This is a genomic window from Neobacillus massiliamazoniensis, assembly GCF_001048695.1.
In the GTDB taxonomy this organism is placed as follows: domain Bacteria; phylum Bacillota; class Bacilli; order Bacillales; family Cytobacillaceae; genus Neobacillus; species Neobacillus massiliamazoniensis.
On record NZ_CVRB01000006.1, the window covers coordinates 187,439 to 214,379 of the forward strand.

Genomic DNA, 26,941 nt, shown 5'->3' on the forward strand with positions numbered 1-26,941 from the left:
TTCAGTTGAAATTCATCGTCCTTTACTCAATTTAGATTTGAACATTTGTTGACCCATTGATTATTTGTTGAGAGGTTGAGGGCTTTGGCGAACAATGATGTATTTACTGATAACCTTCTAATTAAAGTTGCCTGGTATTATTACAAGGATAATTTAACACAAACAGAAATCTCGGAACTGCTAAGCATTTCAAGAAATAAAGTTGTTCGTTTGCTTGACCGTGCCCGGTCAGAAAATATTGTGCAATTCCATATTAAAGGCCCTGGAGTAAATTGCCTGGAAATCGAACGAGATCTTATTGAAGATTTCAACCTCCCCCATGCCTTTGTTATTCCTACGCCGAAAGACAGCCTTAGCGCATCGTTGGCAAAAGCAGCTGCGCAATATTTGGAGAATATTACATCTGATAATGAATTGATTGGTTTCGGTTGGGGGGAAGCTGTTTCCCGAACGATCGAATCCTTATCGATTGATCCTGCCATCAATGTGTCAATGGTCACCCTTACTGGCGGTGTGAATTACTACTTTCATAAGCGTGACCACTCTATGGAAGGCGGTTTGGAGAAATTTAAGGGTGGAATTCATGTCATTCCTGCTCCATTTCTAGCCTCTACGGAGGACATGGCAATAAACCTGTTATCCGAACCATCAGTCCGAAACATTCTTGACCTAGCCAGTCTTGCCCATCATGTGGTAGTTGGAATTGGCGGCTTATCTGCCGAATCCACCATAATAAAAGAGGAAAAAATGACACTTAATGAATTAATCTACATCAAAAATCAAAATTCCGTGGGTGATATATTAGGACAATTTTTCAACGAACAAGGTAAGCTTCTTGATTTACCTCACCATAACCGCTTAATTGGCACCGGCCTTACTACCTTGAAAAGGTTAAAAAATGTCATTGGGGTTGCTGGCGGACCTCATAAAATTGATGCTATTTATGGCGCGTTAAAAGGAGGGTATATCGGTACACTTATTACGGATGAGGAAACGGCAATTGATTTAATTAAGAAAAACAGAGGATAAGGGCGAATGTTTGAACAATTACCGTTATCCGGACTTAAGTACTACAGAGACTAAAAAAGGAGGGATTTTTGAATGGAGTACATATTGGTCTTTGATGCCGGCACAGGCAGTGTCCGTGCAGTACTCTTTGATAAACAGGGCAGACATGTTGCCACCTCCCAATTTGAATGGACACATATTGAAGACCCACGTTATCCTGACTCGATGGATTTCGATGTCAAAAAGAATTGGGAGATTATTCTCAACTGTATTTCAGAAGTGTTGAAACAATCTGGCATACACCCCAAAGACATAAAAGCAATTAGTGCTACCAGTATGCGTGAAGGATTTGTCCTTTATGACAAGAATGGCAACGAAATTTGGGCTTGTGCAAATGTTGATGCACGGGCCATAAATGAAGCAAAAGAACTTAAGAATCGCGATTCCAATCTTGAAAAAAAGCTTTATCAATTATCGGGCCAAACCTTCGCATTAGGTGCACTGCCCCGACTTTTGTGGATTAAAAACAATCAGCCAGATGTCTTTGAAAAAATCGCTGCAATTACGATGCTTAACGATTGGATTCTCTATAAACTCACCAACAATCTTCAAGTTGACCCCTCTAACGGCTGTACCACAGGATTATTTGACTTAAAAAAGCGCACTTGGACTCCTGCCATTGCTGAAGCTTGCCAACTGAAAATTAATTTTTTCCCACAGGTTAATGAAGCGGGAAAACTACTGGGAACAATCCCAGAATCTATTGCTCAATCTACCGGCCTTGCAAAAGGTACACCGGTCATGAGCGGCGGCGGTGATGCCCAATTGGCCTCGGTTGGAGTTGGTGCTATTAACGAGGGTGACACCTTCATTTGTGGAGGTAGTTTTTGGCAACAGGAAATTACCATTCAAGAACCGGTTATTGACCCGTATCACCGCTTCCGCATCAATTGCCATGCAGTCCAAAACCTTTGGCAAATTGAAACCATTGCCTTTTTCCCGGGACTTGTCATGAGATGGTTCCGAGATGCCTTTTGTGAAACAGAAAAGCTCGATGCCCTAAAAACCGGTCGTGATGCCTATGATATTTTAGAAGAAAAGGCAAAAGACGTTCCTGTCGGTTCTAATGGAATTATCCCAATTTTCTCCAATGTTATGGATTATATCTCTTGGAGACACGCAGCCCCCTCCTTCCTTAATCTAACTATTGATCCAAATAAAACCGGAAAAAGAGAAATGTTTAAATCGATTCAAGAAAATGCAGCTCTCGTGACCTTTGGAAATCTTAAAATCGTCGAGGAGGTAACCGGCCATTATCCAAAAGAAGTAATATTTGCAGGAGGTGCTTCCAAAGGCAGTCTTTGGAGTCAAACCTTGGCAGATGTCTTAGGTATTCCGGTAAGAATCCCAGTTGAAAAAGAAGCTGCTGCACTTGGTACCGCAATTATGGCTGGACTTGGTGCTGGCTTATATTCCAATCTTGAAACTGCTATCGCACAAACCGTGAAATGGGAAAAAATTCTCTCTCCTAATCTCGAAAACCATCAAAAATATCTAAAGATTTATGAAAACTGGCGGAAAGTTTATGCAAAGCAGCTTACATTAGCGGATAAAGGAATGACAAATCATATGTGGATTGCCCCTGGATTAAACGTCTAATGAAAGGAGGTGTATCGATTGTTTCACGTAAACGAAGAAACTCTTGAATACCGATATGGCACCCATGGACCAAAATATTTGAAAAAAGGACCTAATGTTGATATAGGGATTGTCCTATTAAAACCAGGTGATGATCATGATAATCACTATCATACAACTTGTGAAGAAATTTTTTATATCCTGGAAGGTGAAATTGATATATATGTTCAAGGAATTCCCATACACGTTAAACCTGGTGATATTTTTCAAGTCAGTCCAATGGAAACTCACTACTTAAAAAATACGAATTCAATGGATTTTAAAGCAGTTTTTATTAAGTCACCTCACATAAATGAGAGAGACACAGTGATTGTAGAAAATCCAAAATTTAAGGAGTGAACACCTGTATGAATTGGGGATTTAAAAATAGAATGAATCAAATTTTTCCAGATGGAAAAGCCGTTATGCTAGCAATTGATCATGGCTACTTTCTCGGACCTGTCCATGGACTCGAAAAGCCGGGGGAAACTGTCAAAAATTTGCTTCCCCATACAGACTCACTTTTCGTAACGAGGGGCGTATTGGATTCCTGTATTCTCCCTAATACGGATAAACCTGTCCTTTTAAGGGTATCAGGCGGTCCAACTGTACTGAAAAATCTTGCAAATGAGCACATTGTAACTACTATTAAAGAAGCAATCAGACATAATGTGGTCGGAGTCGGGGTATCTATTTTTATTGGTTCTGAATATGAAACGCAAACCGTTACGAATTTAGCTAATATGGTAACAGAAGCTCACGATTATGGACTTCCGGTTCTGGCGATAACGGCTGTCGGTAAGGAGCTTGAAAAACGTGATGTCAGATTCCTTAGTCTAGCGTCAAGGATTGGAGCTGAAATGGGCGCGGATATTGTAAAAACTTATTATTGTGATGACTTTGAAAAAGTCACAAGCACTTGCCCAGTGCCAATCGTCATTGCTGGGGGACCTAAATTAGAAACAATAAAGGATGCTTTGGAACTTACTTATAATGCAATGAACCAAGGTGCAGTCGGTGTCGATATGGGACGAAACATTTGGCAATCGGATTATCCTGAAGCAATGATTCGTGCCATCAACGGTATTGTTCACAATGGCATAAGTGTGAAGGAATCGCTAGAATTATATTCACATCTGACTCAGAGCAAAGTATTTTAATGAATACTCTAACCTATTATCATATCGGAAAAATCGCCTGCCATTAATTGAAGGCGGTTTTTTATTTTTCAAGATGGACAACAACATAAGTTTACAATTATTTCTTTTTACTACTTAATACTAAAAGAATAGAACATACTCCAGAAATAAATAAAATACTAATTTGAAACCAAATTAATAAATAATTAGGTCCATTTCCAATTGGACCTACTTTTGGTGAATATGCGTTATACAAAGTCCAAAATGAGAGTAAGACTGTAATAATCCCACAAATTAATACTATTTTTTTTCTCATATTACCTCCACAATTTTTCCATAGGGAAATGATCAAACTACTTCTATGTAGTAAGAATTCTTTGGTGTGCGAACATAAACCAACTACAATTCTCAAAATTTTCCCCTACTACAATATGCAAATGGATATTAGATTGTTTTGGCATAGATACAAGTATCTCTTAACTCTTTAGTATCAACAGATAAATCATGATTTTTTAAAATACCTTCTAAAGAAAACCCTAATCTTTCAGGAATTGCACGACTCTTAAAATTAATTGCATCGCAGCGAATTTCTAATCTTTGTGCATTAAGTTCTTGAAATGCAAAATCAGAAATCCCTTTAACCGCTTCTGTCATATACCCTTTTCCACTAAAACGACTATCAATCCAGTAGCCTATTTCAAACTTAGGTATTGACCAATTAATTCTATGTAATCCAGAAGAGGCAACAAATTCCCCAGTTTCTTTTAAAAAAACCAATAATCTCAAATCCTCTCTTTTTAAAAAAGAAATATACGATGATCTAATATTTAATTCAACATCCTGTTCAGACTGCTCCTTCTGGGCGAAGGGCATCCAATGTTTAAGCTCATTGATAGAAGCCATTATTGCATCATAAACAGCTTTACCATCTCCTGGTCTTGGCATACGAATAAGCAACCGCTCAGTTGAAAATTCTTCTGGAAAGTCTTTCAGAATGGGATTCATTTTATTCACTCCTAATCTCCTAAAATATACTTATTTTTCCAATAATATACCTTTTACTCCTTAAAATCAATAAAAAATTAGGGCCGAGCCCCACAACTTCTCTAGTTTAAAGAGAGGTGGACAGACACTTATTCAGAAAAAAATGCCAGACACCATCCAATTTTCTGGATTGGATGACTGCACTGGCACTTTTTGTTGTCCCAATTGTCTCGTATTCCACCCGTTTACGCCTTATTTTGTAGATAATTATCTTATTTTGCATCTCTGTCATTTCTCTTTTGGAATAAGCCGGGAAATCGATGAGGCATGTCCATGATAAAATAAGCCAATACAGCTCCTACTAACCCTGAAATGTAATTTCCAGCGCCAATCATCACACCGATCGCTGCACTCACCCATATTCCAACAGCTGTGGGTAAACCGCGAATCTCTCCTATTTTATCTTTAAAAATGAGCCCTGCTCCTAAAAAACCAACCCCAGTAACAACATTAGACGCCACTCTGTCTGGAGCAGTTAGCGATTTAGCAAATCCAAATTGACCAGCAACAGTAAACATACAAGCACCTATACAAACCAAAGCAAACATTCGATACATTGAACCATGATGATCAACCGGCAAGTCCGCGCTAGTTTCCCGTTCCCAGCCGATCACACTTCCAGCGATAAAGGCAAGAACAAGGCGAAGGATAATAACGGGCAAATAGTGTAATTCATTGGTAATATCCGCAACCAAAAAAGGCACACCTTTCTTTGTAAAAACTAAAATTCTTTCACAATCTTAAGTACCATTAAGAATACGATTTCCCTTCTTTATCATGGTCACTCTTTTTCATAGACCCTATTGTTAAATCTACGGACAAAGTAAAATTTATGGATAATATCATATTATTTTCATCGATGTTTAAACTTATGTATGAATTGTGTAATCATACGGTTAAGTATGATCAAAATTAAAACCAATGAAATCTCCAATAAATACTTCTGCATCCATGGTTGTCACTCCTACTTTTAAGAATAAATAATATAAATTTTTTCACAGTAGGATAAACCAAGGTAATTTAATTCATTAGATATTAAAATTTATGGTAAATTTATATTTCCACTTTTTAAAAAATATAACCAAGTAACCGACGTCCAGAAGCAGCGATATCAGCTGTTACCATCTATAATCAATCAAATTCAAAATTGATTGATTTTATATCGAGTCATTGAAAAGCTAAATAGAATCTATTTAATTAGCAAATAAGGACACATCCGCTAGGATCATGCACTTGAATTCCACCTTTAAAAATGCAGGGAAATCAGAACATTGTTAGAGCATCCTCTCCCATCAATTCTGTTCCATTTATTTCAAAACTAATCAAAGAGATAATATTGATTAATTAATACATCGATGTTCAGTGAGGTTTTAGTTAATTTATAATAATTATTGTTTAACTGCAAACCTAGTTTTTGCTTCAATACGTCTGCGATGAAGAATAGGCTCAGTATATCCATTTGGTTGATTATAACCTTCGAAAATCAAATCACAGGCTGCCTGGAAAGAAATAGAGTCCTCGTAGTTTGTAGCCATGGATCTATACTCTTTATCATCAGCATTTTGCTGGTCTACTATCTTAGCCATACGCTTCAAGGTCGCAAGAATTTGTTCTTTTGTACATATTCCATGGTGGAGCCAGTTTGCTAAATGCTGACTGGATATTCGCAATGTTGCACGATCTTCCATAAGTCCTATATTATTTATATCTAAAACTTTTGAACAACCTATTCCCTGATCTACCCAGCGAACAACATAGCCGAGAAGAGTTTGGCAATTGTTATCGAGTTCTTCCTGAATTTCCTCAGCAGTCCAGTTAAGGTTTTTAACAAACGGAATTTCTAAAATATCTTCCAGTAAGTCTGCTGACTGATTTAGTTTTTCATTTTGCACTGCTTTTACATCTACTTCATGGTAGTGTAAGGCATGTAGAGTTGCAGCTGTTGGAGATGGTACCCAAGCGGTATTTGCTCCGGTTTTTACATGACCGATCTTTTGCTTAAGCATATCCGCCATTAAATCTGGCATTGCCCACATTCCTTTACCAATCTGGGCACGGTCCTTGAGCCCGCATGAGAGTCCTGCAACTACATTTGATTGTTCATACCCCTGCAGCCATTTGGATGATTTCATATCATTCTTACGAACCATTGGACCAGCTTCCATGGAAGAATGGATTTCGTCGCCTGTTCGGTCAAGGAACCCTGTATTAATAAATACAACCTTGTCTTTAACTTGTTTAATGCATGCCTTCAAGTTTAAGGTGGTTCTGCGTTCCTCATCCATGACACCGATTTTAAGGGTATTCCGTTCAAGACCTAGCAAATCTTCCACTCGATCAAAAAGCTCGTTTGCAAAAGCGACCTCCTCTGACCCATGCATTTTCGGCTTTACAATATAGATAGATCCCTTCTCAGTGTTTTGATATTGACCATTTCCAAGCAGCGTATGTTTTGCGACAAGACTCGTGATGACAGCATCCATAATCCCTTCCTGTATCTCATCGCCGTTTTGATCGAGGATTGCACTATTCGTCATCAAATGACCTACATTACGGACAAATAGAAGCGAACGGCCTTTTAACGAAAGTTCTTTTCCTGTAGGTGATACGTACCTACGATCCGGATTGAGCATCCTTATCATGACTTTATCGCCTTTTTTGAAGGTTGATGATATGTTTCCTTTCATAAGGCCCAACCAATTTCGATAGACTAGCACTTTGTCCTCCGCATCTACTGCAGCAACAGAGTCTTCGCAATCGATAATCGTTGTAACAGCTGCTTCTAAGAGGACATCTTTAACACCAGCCTTATCCGTTTTGCCGATCGGATGATTACGGTCGACTTGTATTTCAAAATGCAGTCCGTTATTTTTTAGCAAGATAGCAGATGGGTTTTCCTGATCACCCTGGTAGCCGACAAATTTTGCTTCATTCTTTAAACCAGTTTTGATACCGTTGCTTAAAGAAACGTTAAGTTTTCCATCTGCCACCGTATAGGAGTTTACGTCCTTGTGAGAGAAATCTTTTAAGGGTGCCGCTTGGTCTAGAAAATTTCTGGCAAATTCGATTACTTTTTTTCCGCGGACAGGGTTATAACCACCTTGACGTTGGGCCCCATCCTCCTCACTGATTGCATCTGTACCGTATAAAGCATCATAAAGGCTTCCCCAGCGAGCATTAGCTGCATTAATCGCATAACGCGCATTATTTACCGGTACAACTAATTGCGGGCCAGCTTGTAGGGTGATTTCATCATCCACTCCAGCTGTACCAATCTCAAAATCTTCTACTTTTAGTTCAAGATAACCAATTTTTTCCAAAAACAACTTATATGTATCGAGGTCAAAGTTTCCTTTATTCTCGCGATACCATGTATTAAGCTTGCTTTGAATAACTTCACGTGTCTTTAATAACTTCTTGTTTAGAGGTGTTAAATCATGGATTAATCCTTCAAAACCAGACCAAAACTGCTCTGTATCCAATCCGTTCCCTGGAAGGGCTTCTGAATTAATAAATTCATAGAGTTCTTGAGCTACTTGTAGTTTTCCTTTATTAATGTAATTTATCATGATACGATTCCTCCCAAATTAATTGAAATACAATTTGTGTTTCCGCTTCGTCGTTTGTTATTACGAGACGACGTTTCATTATTTGTATAAAACAGCATAGCACGATTATCTATTTTATTTCAATATTTTTCAAAATATTTATTTCAAAATTTGAAATTTTCCAACAAATCACTTATTATTTTTGATTTTTATATAAAATTTCAGACAAAGGTATTGAATGATATTGGGACTGAATATTACAATCTGCACAATTGTTCATCACCTATGGCACAAATCTTTCTTGTCTAATTAACTTGGATTTTAGGCCATTCAGTTCCAAAACAACACGAATCTAAATGGTAGAAAGATGTTCTTCCTTCTGACCAGTCTATAGTGCCGCAGCACAAAGCACCTTTTTGTATGGGACTAAGATAATAGATTCCTAGTTATAAAAACAATAATCCTTCACGTAAATAAATGAGAGGCGGTTTTCAGGTTAAAATGGAAAACGACTTATTAAACAGGAGTGAATTTCACTACTCCTTTTAATGTTTTGAAGAGTTTGAACGAGGGACTAACCGGGGAGAGTAATCCAAAAAGGGTAACAATTAATAAACTTCAACGTTACTAAGTGAAATCATATCTGTAGTTGTTCCAGAAATGCTACTCATCATTTATCAAAATCTAATAAAAAAATTGCAAAGTCTTCATTAAAATAAAATATCCTTGGACATACTAACGCCAATCTTTGGTAATATTGTAGTGTTCGTATGTCCAAGGTTTCGAAAAAATATACTGTATGTCTGCTCATAACATAGCGTGAAGTAGGTTTTCCTAGACAACTATACCAGTGAAAAGACTTTTTTTATAAAATAATAGGATGTTTTTCTTCTACTAATAGGAGACTCTTTTTGATTTCTTCTACATTTACATGCTTTTGTGAAACACCAGTTTCCATGGCTGCGCTGGCAACAGCTGCTGCTACATGTGCTGCAACTCTTCGGTCGAATGGATCTGGAATAATATAATCCACATTAAGTTCCTTATCTGAAATCAATCCCGCAATAGCATAAATAGCTGCCATCTTCATTTCTACATTGATTTCTCTTGCGTAAACATCTAATGCTCCACGGAAAATTCCTGGGAACGCCAATACGTTGTTGACCTGATTCGGGAAATCAGAACGACCTGTTCCAATGACAAGTGCTCCGGCCTCTTTTGCATCTTCCGGCATGATTTCCGGAACTGGATTGGCCATGGCAAAAATAATCGGATGATGGTTCATGGAACGAATCATTTCTTTCGTAACAGCACCTGCGGCTGACACGCCAACAAAGACATCAGCTCCCTCAAGAGCATCAGCCAGTGTCCCTTGCTTTTGTCCTTTATTGGTGATGCGAGCCATTTCCTCTTTGAACGAATTCATCCCGAAAGGGCGTCCTTCATAGATTATCCCTTTTGTATCACATAGAATGACATCATTTACCCCCATATGAAGTAAGAGCTTCACAATCGCTACACCTGCTGCCCCAGCGCCGTTGACCACGACACGAATATCCTCGATTTTTTTGTCGGCCAATTTAAGAGCGTTTATTAACCCTGCAGCCGTAACGATGGCCGTCCCATGCTGGTCATCATGGAAAATAGGAATATCACACACTTTTCGTAAGCGCTCTTCAATTTCAAAGCATTTTGGTGCCGCGATATCTTCTAAGTTAACTCCACCAAAAGTCGGTTCCAATAATTTGACGACCTCCACGATTTTATCCGGATCCGTTGTATCCAGGCAAATCGGGAATGCATCGACACCGGCAAATGATTTGAATAATAATGCTTTTCCTTCCATAACAGGCATAGCAGCTTTCGGGCCAATATTTCCTAGACCAAGTACTGCTGTTCCGTCCGATATAACAGCAACGAGATTCCCCTTCATAGTGTAATCATACACTTTGCTTTCATCCTCATGAATGTCCAGGCAAGGCTCCGCAACACCTGGAGAGTAGGCAAGACTTAAATCATTTGCATCTTTCACAGGAATTTTTGAATGAACCCCCAGTTTTCCTTGATACTTTTTGTGTATCTTTAATGCTTCTTCACGTAACGTTGACATACAATCCCTCTTTCCATAATTTAATTTTTACACTATTTGTTGTTGCTACTTTCTCCAATTCACCTGGGGTAAATTGTTGCTTATTACCAAACAATGTTCCTGTATGCTTTTAAAAAAAAAGCAACGATTTACTGATTACTTTTTTCCAATGAAGTATATTCTGAACCTATATATATAGATCCAATACCATACATTTTCACTTCGATACATACTTAAAGTTTCTTATTATGAAATGTTGTTTCAAATTTTCTTTATTTACGGAAATATTACCATTCCATCTAATTACTTTTAAGGCGTTTTTAGAAAATTCCTTCAATTTATAATTTCAATTTACCTCAAATCGTTCTACTCACTTCATAAATATCACTTCTAACTGATTCATCGTTTTGTTCCCTTCTGAATATATTTGTTAATTTACCGAGCTTTTCAATTTCAACTGTTACTGCATCACCATCTTTTAACCATACCCTTTTGTCCTCAGAATACCCCAAAATTACACCTTCCGGCGTTCCGGTTAAAATGATGTCACCTGGTTGAAGTGTTAAATGCTTTGAAACATAACTTACTAGTTCTTCACAACTAAAAATCATATCTGAAGTATTTGAATCTTGGCGTATTTCTCCATTAACGGATAAGGTAATCTTTAAGTTATTTGGATTTTCGACTTCCTCTTTGCTAACTAAATTTGGACCAATCGGACAAAATCCATCACTTGTTTTCCCTAGCATCCACTGTGAAGATTTATTTTGTAAATCACGGGCAGATACATCATTTGCAGCGCAATAACCATAAACGATAGAAAGTGCATTTTCTGTTTTTACATTTTTTGCCTTCCGACCAATAACAATAGCTAATTCTGCTTCATAATCAACTTGTGAAGATGTGATTGGTATGAAAATATCTTTTCCATTTGCATTAATCGTGTTATTAAATTTACTAAATAAAATTGGAGCTGCAGGGAAAGGCATATTACACTCGATTGCATGCTTTTTGTAATTTAATCCTATGCAGATTATTTTCTGGGGCTTAGGTACACATGGTCCGTAGTTAAGTGAATCTTCCTTATGAAATAATTCATCTTCCATTAGGGAATATTCAATCAGCCTTTGAAGCCCTTGTTTTGCACTTTCTCCTAGAGTAACTAATTCAAATACTGTTTTAGGTATATTATTTATATAGGGAAACTTGGCATATGCAGCTTCAATATCTAATACTCCCCTATTTGTTTTAACTCCTAAAACTAGCCGATTATTTTTATAAAAAGTAACAGTAATCATCTTCAAACCTCCTAAATAATTTAAGTTTAATGGAGATAATCGTTATGTATACAGATTATAAAATACATACATGTATGTTATAATAAATGGTATCTGCACATTGAAAATTGCATACATAAAGGGTTGGGACAGCAAACCTTCTGTCCCGTAAAATGTATGGAGTCAACCATGCAGATACCTGTATTTTATGTGTTAAAAATAAAAATTAAGTGAGCAATACAACCCCCCATAGGTTGAATGCTCAGTTTTTGAATTAATTATTTACCGTTACCCTTGAAAATAGTTTTCCCCATCCTTTGAGTATATTGGGGTCTACATCTACCATTTTTAAACATTCCCACATTAGTACATTAATAGTGTCATATATTGGCAAATTATAGGTTTTTTCATAGTATTCTACTTTATTTACTGCAGGGAAGTTCGTACATACTACACTTAATGCATCTGCAGGCAAAACAGATACCGATTTAATTTGTTCTTCAATTCTTTCTTGTGATACGAGAGCGAAAGAACGATTGTGTGTTTGAGCAAGTCCTGAAATATTAATCGTATCAACATTACAATGCTTTTTGTATTGTTCTGCAATTAGTTTATTAATTTCAGGAATGTATGGAGTTACAAGGTGCACTGATTTAATATTGTGCTCTTTAAACGATCTTACTTGAGATAACATGGAAGTAGTTGCTGGAATACCTGTTCTTTTGGTAATAGCTTCACAAAGTTCACGGTCTACATCAAAACCAAGCCATCCGCCAGAGGTCCCGTTCCATGCAATTACATCTACTTCAGCATGTGCTAACAATTCTGCAGCCTGGAGCATTGGCTCAAAATTAAATTGACTTAAAGCGTCTTGTTCAAGTGAAATTTTAGTAACCTCAAAGCGTCCATAGTGGCAAGTTACTTCTGGAACATTATAAAGCATTCTGGAACAAATTGGCTCTAAGGTTGTGTTAGAAGAAGGAGTAAGCATTCCAATTTTTTTAGGTTCTTTCATGATAATTCCTCCTATTAAATTTATTGTTTTAATTTACACTGCTATTTGAACTACCAATTTTTTTATTATAATTAATTAAACTTGAAACCGTCGCCAAAAGAAGACCAGCAAAGACAAACACCATTAATGCCAAGAAATAGGATCCTGTTGTAGATACAATAAGACCAATATAAATTGGAGTTATAACACCTGCAATATTTCCAGCGAAGTTCATACATCCACCGACTGTACCAATATGCTCACGTTGTGAAATTGCAGCAGGAACACTCCAATACAAGCCGCCCCAACGAAGGAAGAATAACGCAAATGAAAGTGTTGTTATCGCCATAGTTACAGATGTTGACTTACTTAACAAGAAAATGGAAAGTGCCGTCATGAGGCCGGCTATGGATAACATCGTTCTCATCACCGTGTTATAATTACCGCCTTTTTCGCGCCACTTGTCTGTAATCCACCCACCAATGAGTTCCCCGACAAATCCTGAGCCAAAAATAATTAGAATGGAACTACCGATGGACTTAATATCCAGATTTTGTGTTGCAGCAAGATATGATGGACCCCATGTCATTAATCCGTAGAAAACAGTGTTAAATGAAAACCAGCCAAGACACATACACCAGAAATTGCGAGCTCTTACGTAATCTTTTGCACTGATTTTAACTCCTGTAGCATTACGCTTATGCTCTTCGTACTCCTCTTCAAGTGCTTTACGAATATATTCACGTTCAGCCTCGTTGACTTTTGAATTTCCGTCTGGTCCACCTTTAATAACTCTCCATACCAAAAATGCAATTACAATGGTAAGGATACCGGCTCCAATTAAAGCACCGCGCCAGCCTCCGAACCATGCCATAAATCCAACAATTATAGGTCCACCGACTGCGGTACCTAATGGTGCACCGCTATCAATGATAGTGGCTCCTCGGCCCCTTTCCTTTGAACTAAGCCAAATCGACTGTAATTTCGAACATCCCGGCATTACAGGAGCCTCTGTTAATCCAAGCAAAACTCGAAGAAACAGGAGTAATTTTGCACCTGATATAAAACCTGTTAATGCTTGGACAATCCCCCATCCAATTGCAGCTCCAAACACTACTTTTTCTGGGCGGTATCTGTCGACAATCCATCCTGATGGAATTTGCATTAGGGCATATCCCCAAAAGAAGGAACTAAGAATTAGTCCTACGATAGCAGGATCTAAATTTAAATCCTTTTGGATCGCTGGCATTGCAATAGATAATACAGCACGGTCAACATAGTTAATTGTCACGAGCATAAGCAGCATAAAAAATACTCGCCAACGGATATTAGTTGGTTTTGCCGCTAAATCAATACGCAATTCTTGCCCATTTAGATTTACGTTACCTCTTGCCATAAAAATCCCCCTTTTTAAGATAAAGATGTTCGATGTGTTTTACTCCAAAGATTTGGTAATGTTTAGGAATCACCCCCTTCAATAACTGGGAAACACACCTGGGGACTTTACAAGAGGTTTATTTAGCAAGTAACGTTTAATTGAACAATGTAAACACCCTTACAATGGTATCGCTTACAAAACTATCAACAATTCTTGTACTTTAGTATGGTCAAGTCCGATTTCTCCATACCCTGTAACATTTAATTGTCGTCTGTCGACACCTTATTTATCCACCTCCAATATTTATCATTTTGTAAACAACATAGAAAAACATGACCTATTCCGTTTTTCCAGGTTTTAGCTGGCTATCAAAAATCTCCTTTAAATGCTGCAAATCAGTTTCAAGATGTTTTTTCATTTTTATCGAAGCATTCTCTTCATTTCTTTGTTTAATTTGATCAAGAATTTCTTGATGTTCGTTAAAAACAATCCACTCTCTATTTTCTCCCTGAAAATTTAATACTCTATAATATTGACTTAGTGATTTTAAATCCCTTAGTTGTTTCTGTAACCTTCTATTTTGACTATATTTTGTTATAAGATCATGAAAACGGCCATTTTCCTCAATTAACACATCCCTATTTCTTTCACCTTCAGCATTAAGGTTCTGCTTTACATTTAAAACGGTATTTTCAATATCTTTTATTTCCTGGTTTGTTGCGTATCTTGTTGTCAATCTCGTTGCTAATGACTCAAGTGCAATACGGCATTCATATATATCGACAATATCCTTTAATGTTGGTTTATAAACTGTTATTCTTGATTTTTCATCAATAACCAATAAACCTTCTTTTTCCAATGCACGGACTGCTTCCCTTACCGGGCTGCGGCTAATATTTAATTCTCTTGCTATTCTAGATTCAAAAATACTATCACCAGGCTTTAAAACTCCTTTAACAATTTTTTCTTTAATCGAATTATAGACCTGATCATAATATCTCACTGGTTTTTCTATAGAGAAAGAATTCATTGTGTTCTCCTATCTTGTCGTTTATAGACACTTTGATCCGGTTCTAATATTATTAAAAACAAAACACACTCTTTTTATATTTTTGTTGCTTAATAAGAAACGTTGTTTCTATATTGTTTTCTTAACTAAAAATAACATCTTTAATAAACATATTCAATATATATTTTTAAATTTTCTTATAATTTCTACTCTTTAAATCACTATTTCGTCAAAAATTAATAAGATACCTCTAAACCATAAAAAAAGACATAACACATACATTATGTCTTCATAATTATTCTCTCAAATTATACTTCAGTTACTTTTATATCCCATGTGCTCAGAGACATTCTTCCCAGCCTCCATAAGTTTATCCTTTAACGAATCAAATTTTCTCTTCATTCATCCTCAGAAAAGTGCCTGATATACTGACCGCACCGGTAACATAACCAAGATGTTTAAAGATCGGAGCCGCTATACAAGTGATTTCCGGTTCATTTTCTTCTCTTTCAATTCCGAATCCTTGTTTTTTGATACTTTTGAGGCTATCAAATAATTCATCCTCTTTTAGGAATTATAAATTAATCATCTGGATTTTAACGTCCAGGGATTTATCGAAAGTTCAATTAATTATTTTGTCCCAGTAAAAGATCATATAATGTGAGAGCAACAATTTTTGTTGCTTTTATTAGATCATCTACTTTTACGTGCTCGTCTGCACGGTGTCCATTTGCCTCCAATAATGTTCTAGGGCCTGTACCAAATAAAACAACAGGAATATCAGCTTCATAGAAGTGACGGGCATCCGTATATAAAGGAGATCCAACTATTGGAAGCTCTTCTCCACCCATAATTTTTGACCAATTTGCTGCAAAAGATTGTACCAAAGGAGAATTAACTGGAACAGGGCCCATGCTGTGTGCCAATAAAATTTGATTAACTTCTGCTTCCACCCCAGTATAATTTTCAAGTGCTTCTACAATGACATTACGGATTTCTGCTTCTGCAAACTTTGGATTTTCTTCAGGAATTAATCTTCTATCAATTCGAATGGTCGCTGTATCTGGAACAACATTCGTATTAATACCACCTGAAATCAATCCAACTACTAGATTAGGAGAACCAACATTAGGAATATTAGATTTTATCTCCGAGAAGCCTTTTCTGTATTCGTATAATGCACTTAAAACACCTGTCATTGCTTCCAAGGCATCATGTCCATATTGCGGCTCCGCAGCATGGGCAGACTTTCCTTTCAATTTTACTTCTAAATGAAGGCAGCCATTATGGGCATTGGCAAGGGAATATGTAAATCCCGGACAAATCGCCATATCAGGGTTTATAAGCCCTTTCTCGAGTAGCCATTTTGGTCCGATGTCTCCGCCCGTTTCTTCATCAAATGTAAAAGCCAATGAAATTTTTCCGTTTAAATTTTCTTTCAATTGTCTTAATGCTAATGTAGCGAATGTAAAAGAGGCGATATCGGATTTTGATACAGCTGCACCGCGGCCATAAAGTTTTCCATCAACAATATTGCCTCCATAAGGATTTTGTGTCCATCTAAGCCCAGGAGGCACAACATCTCCATGAGAATTCAAAGTAATTTCCAGACCTTGGGTATTTCCAAAGTTTTGAAACCCAATAACATTGGAAACCTTAGTTCTTCCAACCGCTTTAACTCTTTCTTCTTCTACTTCATTGATTGAAACATTTTCAAATTCATATTCTTCTAGACGCTTAAAAATATGTTCAGCAATTTTTTGACAGTCACCTGGAGGGTTATCAGATGGAATCGATACAAGCTCTTTTAAAAAGCTAATTAAATTTTCTTGTTGGTCCTCAATAAAATGAATAATTTGTTGTTTTTCTGGACTTAATATTTCAGTTGTCATCTTATACTCTCCTTAATCCTGTTTTTATATAATTGCTTGTTAACTGAATAACAGATTCCAATAAACCCATCGCACCTATTCCTATGCATTGTAATTAATAGATTATTTTGGAACATAACTAATTCCTTACCCCATCAAATAACAAGAGAGAACCAAATGGGCAACTCCTTGTTGGACAGTTTTGATTATTTCCAATGAAAATTTAAATTTCTACTAAACTACTCTTTGCAGAAATATACTTTCCTATTGGTTTTCCAACTATTCCTTCTTCAAGATCAAATACTAGCTGCCCTCTAACAAAAGTTTTTGTTACCCGGCAATTTATTGTCCTGCCAATATAAGGGCTTTGCTGATGGCGATAATATAAGTCTTCCTTCTGTACTGTATAGTACTGATTCGGATCGATGATGATGATGTCTGCATCTTTACCTATGTCGATACTACCTTTTTGTGGTAAATTGAATCTCTCAGAAGGGGTGGTTGCGATCATCCTGGCAAAACGATTAATAGAAAACCCACGCTTTTTAACCGCTTCATCAAACATTAAATCAACATTATTTTGGCAGCCGCTGATTCCCCCCCAGATATCAAAAATATTATTTGTATCGTTTTGCTTCATTTCAGGCGGGCATGGGGAGTGATCAGACGTCAGCATATCAATTTTCCCTTCCAAAAGAGCTTCCCATAATTTTTCCTGTTCAGCTTTTTCACGCAATGGAGGAGCACATTTTGCAACAGGCCCAATTTTTTCAAAAGCTTCTAAATCAATTGTAAAATAGTGTGGGCAAGACTCTAATGTGACATCTTGGCCTTCTTCACGTGCTTTTTGAATTTCCTCCACTGCTCGTTTACTGCTGATATGAACAAAATGCAATTTACATCCTGTTTCTTTTGCTAAAAATAAAGCTCTCCTTACGGCATCAACTTCTGCGATAACCGGTCTGGATTCTACATAATCCCTAATAGCTACCTTTCCCCGCTTGATTTTATCAAGTGCGTAATTATCAGTAAATTCAGCGTTTTCAGCATGTATAGATAAAACATGCCCTAATTCTGCCAATTTCTTCATTCCATGATAAAGAGTGTAGTCATCAGCGTTTTTGAAATCGCCAATCTCATCAGTACCGCATGTTGCCATAAAACATTTATAAGCGACTACACCTTCATCTGAGAGATTTTTTAATTCATCAATGTTTCCTGGAACTAGTCCCCCATATAGTGCATAATCGACATAGGCTTTGTTTTCTGCAGATGTTAATTTTTTTCTTAAAGCTTCTTTATCTGTGGTCGCTGGAAGAGCATTTAAAGGCATATCCACAAAAGCGGTCGTTCCACCTGCAGCCAAAGCCTTTGTCCCTGTTTCAAACCCTTCCCATTCCGTTCTTCCAGGTTCACAAATATGAACATGGGTATCGATCATCCCCGGCATAACATACTGATTGGAAGCATCAACAACTTCTTTTGAAGGCTCGGTTATATTTTTAGATATTTCAACAATTTTGCCATTTTTAATCCCAATATCTACTTGTTCCACAAAATTCTTTAACACAACATTTCCATTTTTTATGAGCAAATCATACTTCATACCTTTTGATCCTCCTGTTTTATGAATATTCATAAAAAAATCCATTAATTTATCATTAAAATATAGTTTTAATTGAGTCAACTATTTTTTTCGAAAATTGTGCCTTTTTTGAATTTTGAATCCTTAAATGCATACTTCGTAAGGAGATAATAAGCAATACCTGAGGTGACAAGACCAATAATCCATGCAAGCTTTACAACTAAAAAGGCTCCTGCTGCACCAATAAACATTGCAAGCAGTGCGGCAGGATTAAGACCTGAAAATGTTCCGTTTTCCTGGTACAATTCTTCTATATTGATTTTTTGCTTCCTAAGAATATAGTATTCTACTAATAAAATGGAAACGATCGGTCCTAAAAATGCTGAATAAGTGAGAATGAATAAATTAAGACCTTCTGCATTAGAATCCTGAACAAGCAGCCAAGGGAATGAGCCTAATGCAAGAAGTCCAGTAATTGTAACAGAAACTTTAAATTTAGTTTTTGTAAGTAATGTAATTACATAGGTCGGAGGAATAATATTGGCAACCATATTTACAGCAATCACTCCAAGTACAATAAATACTGAAACAAAAAATGTAATGTAAGAATTATCTACTACGATGGCAAATGCCTTTACAGGATTAGTGATGCCAGTAACTGAAGCAAGCATTGCACCGATGGCAAGTGTAACGCTATACACTACTAAAATTGGCGAAAAGTACAATAATCCTCGTTTTTTGTCACTAATACCAGCTTTGAGTTCTCGTGAGTAATCTGCAGCACTTAAAAAGATTGCTGCATAATTTCCCATAAACACCATGATGAATCCAAAGAACGATAATCCCCACGTACCCTTAGCATGAACCCATTTTTCTGCAATGACAGCGCTATGGTCTTTTAGTAGAATGACAAATACATAAAGAAGTGCTCCGATAATCACAACCGATACTAGCGTTTCCACCCATTTAATGGCATGGAAACCGTACATCGAAAGTACAATTTGTATTAGTTGAATTACAACAAAGCAAATGGCGACATTATCAAAGCTTCCGCTTGTAGCAATCTTCGCTATTTCATTTAAGGCAGTACCTCCGATCCAACTTTGAAAACCATACCAAATGATGGCGGGAATTCCGCGCAAAAGGGATGAAAGGATGGCGCCTTTTTCCCCGAATGACATTCTCAGATGTACAACATATGGAATTCCAGTTTTGTATCCTAACCTGTCATTTAAAGCAAAAATCACAGAAGTTATTGCGATCGATATGAAAGCAGCGAAAAATGTCTGAAAGATATTTAGCGTTGCGACTCCAGCTACAAACAAACTCGCTCCAAGTGTCATATTGCCTAAATTAACGCCGTCACCCATCCACATAAAAACATAGTTTTGCGGACTGACCGTCCTATCCTTTGCACTTTTTGGCTTTAATGATTCATCGATATTAGCAGCAAATTGGATCTGTGGATCTTCATTGACATCTTCTTTTTGTAAATTTGTTGACAATATACACCCAACTCCCTTTATTCATTGTAATACGCTGTTTCAAAATACAATGCTCTACAGGTTAGGTCTTAGATGTTTACCAATAGACGTTGATCCCATCTTTCCGATTTAAAAAGATTTACCATTAAAAATTTTTTCTGTAGTATTCAACTATTTGTTGTTTATTGCGCAACTAAGTTTCATCTTTGGTGTAAAAAAAAACAAATATTATTTAATTTTCTATTTCATTCCATCACCACCTTTTTACATTTTTATGTAAAATCCTCTCCAACTAAAAGACAGGCTATTACTAAATGGGAGAAGAATGAACATCCACCATCAACTATATCCATAGTTTCATAAGCATATTTATAAACGGGTAAGCGTTTTCAAATATAAAAAAATTTATATTATTAGGTAAGAAGTTCAATAAGAGATGTGGAGAGCTGAAGGTTTTCACTAAAATGAAGATTCGATTCAATTTCTTTCAGGTGATCGACAGTCAATTTTTCAGCTAAATCTTCATTTCTTTCGTTTATAGCATGAAAGATTTCAAGATGGTGACAACATGTACCATTTCTCTCATCTCCCCTTCCATAAATGGAAATAATAACATACGTTAACGAAATTAAATCTTCAAGATACTGATAAAAATAAGAATTACCTGCCATTTCAGCTATTTTCAAATGAAAATTTCCAGACATTTGCAAACCTTCAATGTAGTTTCCTTGTTCAATTTCTCTTAGTTCCTCTTGAACCATATTTTCAAGTTCTTGAATATGTTCCTGATTGTATAATCGACAAGCTTTTCGAACTGCCTCTGCCTCAAGAATTCTTCTCATTTCAAATACTTCTTTTGCTTCTTCTATTGAGGAACAAGTAACGAACGCACCTTTATTCTCAATAATTTTTACCAACCTCTCATAGGACAATCTCCGAAGGACATTACGGACTGGAGTTCGGCTAACTCCAAAGGAATCAGCTATTTCCTTTTCAACTAATTGCATATTTGGAAAGAGTTTTCGATGGAGAATCGCTTGCTTTATCTTTTGGTAAATCTCTAATTCCTTGGAATTCATTTTTACATGATCCTCTCTTCTAAAATTCAATATGATATGTATCATCAAAGAATCCCAGAATGAGAAATAAAAAAGCTCCACTATAATGGTCTTTATTGATCTCTTTTGGAATACTAGATTGTATACAATTTCTATAAATAGAATAATCTAGATTGTATTGATTTGCAAGCATTTTCAGAAAAATCTAAATACTATATTGTGATAATTTATTACCTCTTATCTTTTAATATTCAAAGTTAGATCTCTCAAATATTCGAGGGAATCTACCTTTTTGAATTTAAACAATTATAGCTGAAAAGACGTTTAAGTATAGTTTATAAAAGAAGTGGTAGGTTATTTAGACTGTACCATTGTCTATAAGATTGAACTTAAAGATTCCCTCCCTAAAAAATATAAATAAATTAGCAAGTGCGATCAAGAATTGCGGCTAGAGCTGGCGGTAACCCCTTGTTAGGCTTTATAGGGGGTTTAGCGAAACTGCCCGCTACTGCTTTCCCAGGATTAAGAGCTATTAGTGACTCACAATGACGTACAGCACTAGACACACCATCCACTACTGGCACAGATAATTGACCTTCAAGGGCGCAAGCTAACCCTGCAAGAGGAGCTCCCGCCAATATAATAACGTCAGCGCCATCCTTCTCAACCGCCTCTTTTGCAAGCTCTTTTAACCGCTCGGAATAATCTTCCTGTACAGAACCAATATCACGCAGAGGATCATTTAATGACCTGATGCTAGCAAGACGTGTTGTTAAATGGCTTCTCTCAACAGTCTCTAGATACCATGCCTTGATACGTGATGAAATTGCAATAATCGAAAAGCGTTGTCCCAGGAGACATGCCGAGGCCAGAGCGGCTTCTGTCATTCCAACTACAGGAACATCGAGCATTTCTTTGATACCCAAAAGTCCGGGATCACCAAAAGCATCAATAATTACCCCATCATATTCGCCGTGGCGTTCAGCAGCAATGCATGCCGCGGCGTATCCACCAATTAGGGCTTCCATTCTTGTTTCAATATAAGCTACCCCAAAAGGTGCTGTAGCAAACGATAATTCTGTTCCTGGGGAAGCAACACGTCGAGACTCGTTTGCAATAAGTTCTGTTACGCTCTCTGAAATATTCGGATTAATAATTAAGATTCGCACAAGCTTAATCTCCTTTTTCTTTTGTAAAAAAATGCAAATAAATATTAGTATAATTTACTTCAACCTGAAAGTTCTTGTTTAAATCATATCTTTAAGATTAAGCTCAAACCTTCTTCATGTAGTTATTCATTGCAGCTACAATAGTTAAAATTACCTTGTGAAGGAGAAAATCATTAGACCTACAGTAAAAGAACCGGTGAATATAACGTTAATCCCAATGTAAAATGGGTAATAATGTCATCAATATTTCCATAGTAATTGATACAACCCCAACAACACCTACGAATTATACTTTATGCGATAGCTGTCACCATGTCATTCATTTTAACAAAAAAGTCCAACTACCCCGGCCTAGTCGTTCATGTGCCGGGTTTGTTATTGTATCTTACTTCATTTCGATTCGAAATCAATTTAAGATTTAAACTGACTTTTTCGAACCACCGCAATCTATAATTCTGGTGTTACAACAGGGGGCTGTCTATGATGAGTACCTTGTTCATATGAATAAGCTATTTCAATTAAAATAGGTTCACTCCAAGGACGTCCTAAAAATTCAATTCCAATTGGAACCCCAATAGGAGCTGATAAGGTAGGACTTGAAAAACCTGCTGGAACCGTTATAGCTGGAAAACCTGATATGGCTCCTATAATACCATTTCTCCCCGCCTGTGGCTCCCCAACCTTTGCAACAAGCTGTTTTTGATGAGGATATAAAATAGCATGAAGATTGTTGTCCGCCATAGATTTGATTATGATATTCTTTAGCTCCAAACCATAAAGCAAGCGTTCCTTATACTCCGTTTCTTCCAATGGATTTTCCAACGCCTGTGTATCCAATAAGAAGGTTTCAATTCTTTTGTCATAAGTTTTCGAATCGATAAGTTCCTTTAATGATTTTATGGAGGCATTGGTGCCATGACCTTCCAAATAAGAATTAAAGAGGGTTTTAAATTCATAAACAGTAACATCTTTTTCTAGAACACGATTGGTATCAAGCTCTGGAATATCCAAATAGACAATCTCAGCACCATTATTTTTTAAATCCTCAATTGCATTTTCCATAATATTATTTACTTCCTGATGCTCTGAATCACTTCCAAATAAGGTCTTTAGGACACCCAACCTTTTCCCTTTTAATCCATCCTTTTTGAGGAATTCAGTATAGGTTGTTGGAATATGGCTAACATTCCAGGCTGTAGTAGAATCATTGGGATTATACCCGGCCAACACGTCCAACATTATAGTAGCATCCTGTACTGTTCTAGTTATCGGTCCTACCGTTTCCTGAGTAATAGTAGCAGGCATAATTCCCTCACGGCTTAAAAGTCCTTTTGTAGGTCTATACCCCACAAGACTATTTGCCGAACCAGGAGAACGAATAGAATTTACTCCATCAGTTCCCATTCCAGCAGCTGCAAAATTACTCGCAATGGAAGCTCCTGTCCCGCCGCTTGAACTCCCAGGAGTCCTTGTTAAATCGTATGGATTTAGCGTCTGCCCTCCTAATGAACTATAGTTCTGAGGTAACATTGCTAGTTCACCAAGATTTGATTTCGCAATTATTATTGCTCCTGCTTCTCGCAGTTTGTTTACCACAAATGCATCCTTTGTTGGAATGAAATCTTTAAGTATCGTGGCTCCACCTGTTGTTGGCATATCAGCTGTATCAAAGTTATCCTTTAATATAATTGGTATACCATGTAGGGGCCCCCGTAAACTTCCTTCTATTCTTTCTTTATCAAGTCGTGCGGCCTCCGTGAGTCCATTTTCGTTAATGCTAATTATGCTATTCAAATTTGCTCCAGATTTATCATAAGCATTAATACGGTCTAGATAAATTTGTACTAACTCAACGGATGTAATTTCTCCCGTCGTCAAAGCTTCCTGTAATTCTTCAATTGTCTTTTCTAATACCTTAAATGTCTTTTGAATAGTACTCATTTTTCCCTCCCGAAGAGCCAAAAATAGCTTTTCCTTTCTAGTAAAGTATAAAATTAAAAAAGTAATAAAACGTTTAAAATTTTTTAGTCTAAATCCCCAGACTGCACAGATTTATCTGAATCCTCAAATACCAATGATGCATTCCGTGGGACGACTGTTTTACAAATTAGATAAACCATTACAGTTGCGACTACACTCATTATTGCAACAGATAGTTGTGGTGCATTAAAGTTAATAAATAAAGATATTCCGGATGCGATTACCCACGTAACAAATGCTAGTGGGCGCCATGAACGTTCTAATGCTGACTTATGAGTTTTTCGGAATATGATTTGATCCATTATCATTATTGTTCCAATTGGCGGAACAAGAATTCCAAGTAAGTTAAACCACTCAGGTAATTTACCCCAAATTCCAGATAGTGCGGCAATTATACCAATTACCCCCAAAATAACTGTAATCGATCTCATCCCTTTACCAGTCATGTGGGACCATCCAATTGCACCATTGTATAAACAATGGGTACATACAGAACCTAAACTAATGAAAACAAACAGAACTGAGACAAGAGATAAAAATGATCCATGACCTGTAAGAACCATCAAAATATTTCCACCATTCGTAACTGCATCAGGAATAACTCCGGTCGCAACGACAATTCCTCCTACGATCTGGGCTACGAAATTCCCTAAAGGAAAAGCAGTAATTGATGCCAAAACTGCTTCCTTTCCATTTTTGGACCAACGAGTAAAATCCGCTGTCATTGTCCCAGAATCTGCAAACCCCGCAAAAACCATAGACGCCACCATACCCATTGTAATCGCTCCTGCAGAACTAGCAACAGGCTTATATTCCAAAATACCAGTAACCCCCGATTTTACCGCAAACACAATTGCCACAATACTGAGAACAACATAAAGTGGAGCGGCAATCCAGCCTAAAACGGATAGGGCCTTAATTCCCAAGAATGTGATTACGATATAAATCAAACCACCGACTATAATCATCAGGATTTCATTGTAACCAAAAGTATTATGCATCATTGCTCCAGTTAACCCTACATTGACTGCAAACCAACCAATTACGACTACTGCAAGCAATCCAGAGACTAAATAATATCCCCTTTTTCCAAAGGATTCTTTAGCTAATAGATTAAAGTTTAAACCAGTTTCCCCGGCACGGTAACTAAGGAATCCGACGAATATAAACAAAGCCAGATTTCCTAATAACATACTAAGTGCTCCATTTACAAACCCCAACTGAGCCACAACAGTACCGCCAAATACAGCACTAAATAATTGCATTGGGAATCCAAACCATACTGCAACTATTGAACCTAAAGATTTCCGGTAGTGTTTTGGAACAGCTTCCTGTTCAAATTCAGGATCTAAAGACCTTTGTTCCATTTCTTTACTCATTTTATTACCTCCTCAATTAATACCAGAAAATAAATTAATAGAGCAAATCAAACTATTAGGTTTCTCTAAGATGGTTCATGTGAATCAGTTGTCTAAATCAATGAGAATTTGTCAATCACAGTTCATAAATTCTATCAATTTTCTTCACTTTATTTGTTAATACTCCAATTGGCTGAATTTCGCACTCTACAACATCGCCATCCTTCAAAAATCCTGGAGGATTACTTGCATAGCCGCAACCTCCAGGTGTAGCTGTTGCAATGATATCTCCAGGTTCAAGTGTAAATCCTTCAGAAATTGCGGCAATAATTTCTGGAATCTTGAATAACATTGAACTGGTAGAAATTTGTTGACGAACTTCTCCATTTACACGTAAAGTCATAAAAAGGGAATGAGGGTCAGTTATCTCTCCTTTGTCCACTATTGCTGGTCCAATTGGGCAAAATGTATCGAGGCCTTTTCCCTGGTAGAATTGGGAAACTCTAAACTGAAGATCCCGTGCGCTGATATCATTTAGAATCGTATAACCAAATACGTGATCCATGGCAGCACTAACCGGTATATTTTTCCCACGTTTTCCAATTACAATGCCTAGCTCAATTTCATAATCCAGTTTATTCGTTAATGTCGGATCCAGATGAATATAGTCATTGGACCCTATAACTGAGGATGCCGGCTTTGCAAAAAATACTGGAACTTCCGGCAATTGATACGGGCATCCTGTTGCCTTTGAATTTTGGTCAATATGCTCCTCATAATTTAAACCTAAACAAATCACTTCACGAAGTGGTCGTGGAAATGGAGCTAATAGTTTAACAGATTCCGAAGGAACAGCAAATTCAGCTAGTAAACCGCTTTCAAACCATGTACTCCAGTTTTCATAAATTAGAGGTATTATGAATTCGTGGTATTCAATAAAATCGGCCATTGAAGAAGGCGGTTTTTTTACTAATTGAGTATCCTCCAACAATTCAGCAATTATAACAATCTTTCCATCCCATTCAATTCCGTAGCTATATTTGGCGTGTGGTTTTGTTTCAAAAGATACAAATCGCATTTTAATCCCCTTTTAATAACAATATTTTTTCCGCAAATTATTCTTGAGTCATACTTCCTGTGATAGTCAGTATCTCCAGACAATATAATTTGTGTGTATTTTCTTTCTAACTCCCCTTTCTTATCATTGGATTTACTACTAGCAGTAACCTTATTTTCCGGAGAACACCTCCTCAATTAAATCGTTAAATCGCTT

At 36.9% G+C, this 26,941-nt stretch carries 21 protein-coding genes; 4 read left to right on the forward strand and 17 right to left on the reverse strand.

The genetic code is table 11. The annotated features are described in order from the left end of the window. Positions 1–84: 84 nt before the first annotated feature. The 4 genes from BN1082_RS24700 (at position 85) to lsrF (ending at position 3,845) form a co-directional block, all read left to right on the forward strand. Positions 85–1,029, forward strand: a complete 945-nt coding sequence (locus BN1082_RS24700; protein ID WP_090639581.1) for a sugar-binding transcriptional regulator — start codon at positions 85–87, stop codon at positions 1,027–1,029. Positions 1,030–1,101: 72 nt separating this feature from the next. After that, positions 1,102–2,667: an autoinducer-2 kinase gene (lsrK, locus tag BN1082_RS24705; RefSeq protein ID WP_090639584.1), complete on the forward strand. Its 1,566-nt coding sequence runs from the start codon at positions 1,102–1,104 to the stop codon at positions 2,665–2,667. A gap of 18 nt (positions 2,668–2,685) precedes the next feature. After that, entirely contained in the window at positions 2,686–3,045 is a 360-nt protein-coding gene (locus BN1082_RS24710; RefSeq protein ID WP_090639586.1) for a cupin domain-containing protein, read from the forward strand. 8 nt (positions 3,046–3,053) lie between these two features. Beyond that, entirely contained in the window at positions 3,054–3,845 is a 792-nt protein-coding gene (lsrF, locus tag BN1082_RS24715; RefSeq protein ID WP_090639588.1) for a 3-hydroxy-5-phosphonooxypentane-2,4-dione thiolase, read from the forward strand. Between the two features lie 423 nt (positions 3,846–4,268). Here lsrF and BN1082_RS24725 read toward each other — a convergent pair whose 3' ends face one another. The 17 genes from BN1082_RS24725 to BN1082_RS24805 all read right to left on the reverse strand — a co-directional run bounded on the left by BN1082_RS24725 (position 4,269) and on the right by BN1082_RS24805 (position 26,746). Continuing rightward, entirely contained in the window at positions 4,269–4,829 is a 561-nt protein-coding gene (locus BN1082_RS24725; RefSeq protein ID WP_090639593.1) for a GNAT family N-acetyltransferase, read from the reverse strand. A 251-nt stretch (positions 4,830–5,080) separates the two neighbouring features. Continuing rightward, positions 5,081–5,572 carry an MgtC/SapB family protein gene (locus tag BN1082_RS24730; RefSeq protein WP_176699942.1) on the reverse strand — a complete coding sequence of 164 codons (492 nt, stop codon included), beginning with the start codon at positions 5,570–5,572 and terminating at the stop codon, positions 5,081–5,083. Between the two features lie 684 nt (positions 5,573–6,256). Next, positions 6,257–8,437, reverse strand: a complete 2,181-nt coding sequence (locus tag BN1082_RS24735) for a malate synthase G (protein WP_090639598.1) — start codon at positions 8,435–8,437, stop codon at positions 6,257–6,259. An 844-nt stretch (positions 8,438–9,281) separates the two neighbouring features. Next, entirely contained in the window at positions 9,282–10,526 is a 1,245-nt protein-coding gene (gene ystJ / locus BN1082_RS24740; RefSeq protein WP_090639600.1) for an NADP-dependent malic enzyme, read from the reverse strand. A gap of 335 nt (positions 10,527–10,861) precedes the next feature. After that, positions 10,862–11,803 carry a fumarylacetoacetate hydrolase family protein gene (locus BN1082_RS24745; RefSeq protein WP_090639603.1) on the reverse strand — a complete coding sequence of 314 codons (942 nt, stop codon included), beginning with the start codon at positions 11,801–11,803 and terminating at the stop codon, positions 10,862–10,864. A gap of 253 nt (positions 11,804–12,056) precedes the next feature. After that, positions 12,057–12,797 carry a maleate cis-trans isomerase family protein gene (locus BN1082_RS24750; protein WP_090639605.1) on the reverse strand — a complete coding sequence of 247 codons (741 nt, stop codon included), beginning with the start codon at positions 12,795–12,797 and terminating at the stop codon, positions 12,057–12,059. A 28-nt stretch (positions 12,798–12,825) separates the two neighbouring features. Then, positions 12,826–14,172: an MFS transporter gene (locus tag BN1082_RS24755; RefSeq protein ID WP_090639607.1), complete on the reverse strand. Its 1,347-nt coding sequence runs from the start codon at positions 14,170–14,172 to the stop codon at positions 12,826–12,828. Positions 14,173–14,491: 319 nt separating this feature from the next. Further along, on the reverse strand, positions 14,492–15,184 hold the full coding sequence (locus BN1082_RS24760) for a GntR family transcriptional regulator (RefSeq protein WP_090639609.1): 693 nt from the start codon (positions 15,182–15,184) through the stop codon (positions 14,492–14,494). 364 nt (positions 15,185–15,548) lie between these two features. Beyond that, positions 15,549–15,698 (reverse strand): IclR family transcriptional regulator domain-containing protein, encoded by a 150-nt coding sequence (locus tag BN1082_RS28980; RefSeq protein WP_090639839.1) that lies wholly within the window; start codon positions 15,696–15,698, stop codon positions 15,549–15,551. Between the two features lie 91 nt (positions 15,699–15,789). Next, a complete protein-coding gene (locus BN1082_RS24770) occupies positions 15,790–17,055 on the reverse strand; it encodes an ArgE/DapE family deacylase (protein WP_090639611.1) in 1,266 nt (421 codons plus the stop codon). Positions 17,056–17,257: 202 nt separating this feature from the next. After that, positions 17,258–18,640 carry an allantoinase AllB gene (gene allB, locus BN1082_RS24775; RefSeq protein WP_090639614.1) on the reverse strand — a complete coding sequence of 461 codons (1,383 nt, stop codon included), beginning with the start codon at positions 18,638–18,640 and terminating at the stop codon, positions 17,258–17,260. A 77-nt stretch (positions 18,641–18,717) separates the two neighbouring features. Continuing rightward, positions 18,718–20,079 (reverse strand): NCS1 family transporter, encoded by a 1,362-nt coding sequence (locus BN1082_RS24780; protein ID WP_425412222.1) that lies wholly within the window; start codon positions 20,077–20,079, stop codon positions 18,718–18,720. A gap of 437 nt (positions 20,080–20,516) precedes the next feature. Beyond that, entirely contained in the window at positions 20,517–21,182 is a 666-nt protein-coding gene (locus BN1082_RS24785; protein ID WP_090639620.1) for a GntR family transcriptional regulator, read from the reverse strand. Between the two features lie 401 nt (positions 21,183–21,583). After that, positions 21,584–22,330, reverse strand: a complete 747-nt coding sequence (locus BN1082_RS24790) for an aspartate/glutamate racemase family protein (protein WP_090639622.1) — start codon at positions 22,328–22,330, stop codon at positions 21,584–21,586. Positions 22,331–22,777: 447 nt separating this feature from the next. After that, positions 22,778–24,271, reverse strand: coding sequence for an amidase family protein (locus tag BN1082_RS24795; RefSeq protein ID WP_090639625.1), 1,494 nt, complete (start codon positions 24,269–24,271; stop codon positions 22,778–22,780). An 83-nt stretch (positions 24,272–24,354) separates the two neighbouring features. Then, positions 24,355–25,689, reverse strand: a complete 1,335-nt coding sequence (locus BN1082_RS24800; protein ID WP_090639627.1) for a purine-cytosine permease family protein — start codon at positions 25,687–25,689, stop codon at positions 24,355–24,357. Between the two features lie 115 nt (positions 25,690–25,804). Then, the gene (locus BN1082_RS24805) at positions 25,805–26,746 is read right to left on the reverse strand and encodes a fumarylacetoacetate hydrolase family protein (protein ID WP_090639630.1); all 942 of its coding nucleotides are present in this window, start codon (positions 26,744–26,746) and stop codon (positions 25,805–25,807) included. Positions 26,747–26,941: the final 195 nt, after the last annotated feature.

Excerpts from the sequence above, each read along its gene's own strand:
- lsrK (WP_090639584.1), top strand. The coding sequence starts at position 1,102 with ATGGAGTACATATTGGTCTTTGATGCCGGCACAGGCAGTGTCCGTGCA.
- lsrF (WP_090639588.1), top strand. The coding sequence starts at position 3,054 with ATGAATTGGGGATTTAAAAATAGAATGAATCAAATTTTTCCAGATGGA.
- BN1082_RS24725 (WP_090639593.1), bottom strand. The coding sequence starts at position 4,829 with ATGAATCCCATTCTGAAAGACTTTCCAGAAGAATTTTCAACTGAGCGG.
- BN1082_RS24735 (WP_090639598.1), bottom strand. The coding sequence starts at position 8,437 with ATGATAAATTACATTAATAAAGGAAAACTACAAGTAGCTCAAGAACTC.
- ystJ (WP_090639600.1), bottom strand. The coding sequence starts at position 10,526 with ATGTCAACGTTACGTGAAGAAGCATTAAAGATACACAAAAAGTATCAA.
- BN1082_RS24745 (WP_090639603.1), bottom strand. The coding sequence starts at position 11,803 with ATGATTACTGTTACTTTTTATAAAAATAATCGGCTAGTTTTAGGAGTT.
- BN1082_RS24750 (WP_090639605.1), bottom strand. The coding sequence starts at position 12,797 with ATGAAAGAACCTAAAAAAATTGGAATGCTTACTCCTTCTTCTAACACA.
- BN1082_RS24755 (WP_090639607.1), bottom strand. The coding sequence starts at position 14,172 with ATGGCAAGAGGTAACGTAAATCTAAATGGGCAAGAATTGCGTATTGAT.
- BN1082_RS24760 (WP_090639609.1), bottom strand. The coding sequence starts at position 15,184 with ATGAATTCTTTCTCTATAGAAAAACCAGTGAGATATTATGATCAGGTC.
- BN1082_RS24770 (WP_090639611.1), bottom strand. The coding sequence starts at position 17,055 with ATGACAACTGAAATATTAAGTCCAGAAAAACAACAAATTATTCATTTT.
- allB (WP_090639614.1), bottom strand. The coding sequence starts at position 18,640 with ATGAAGTATGATTTGCTCATAAAAAATGGAAATGTTGTGTTAAAGAAT.
- BN1082_RS24785 (WP_090639620.1), bottom strand. The coding sequence starts at position 21,182 with ATGAATTCCAAGGAATTAGAGATTTACCAAAAGATAAAGCAAGCGATT.
- BN1082_RS24795 (WP_090639625.1), bottom strand. The coding sequence starts at position 24,271 with ATGAGTACTATTCAAAAGACATTTAAGGTATTAGAAAAGACAATTGAA.
- BN1082_RS24800 (WP_090639627.1), bottom strand. The coding sequence starts at position 25,689 with ATGAGTAAAGAAATGGAACAAAGGTCTTTAGATCCTGAATTTGAACAG.
- BN1082_RS24805 (WP_090639630.1), bottom strand. The coding sequence starts at position 26,746 with ATGCGATTTGTATCTTTTGAAACAAAACCACACGCCAAATATAGCTAC.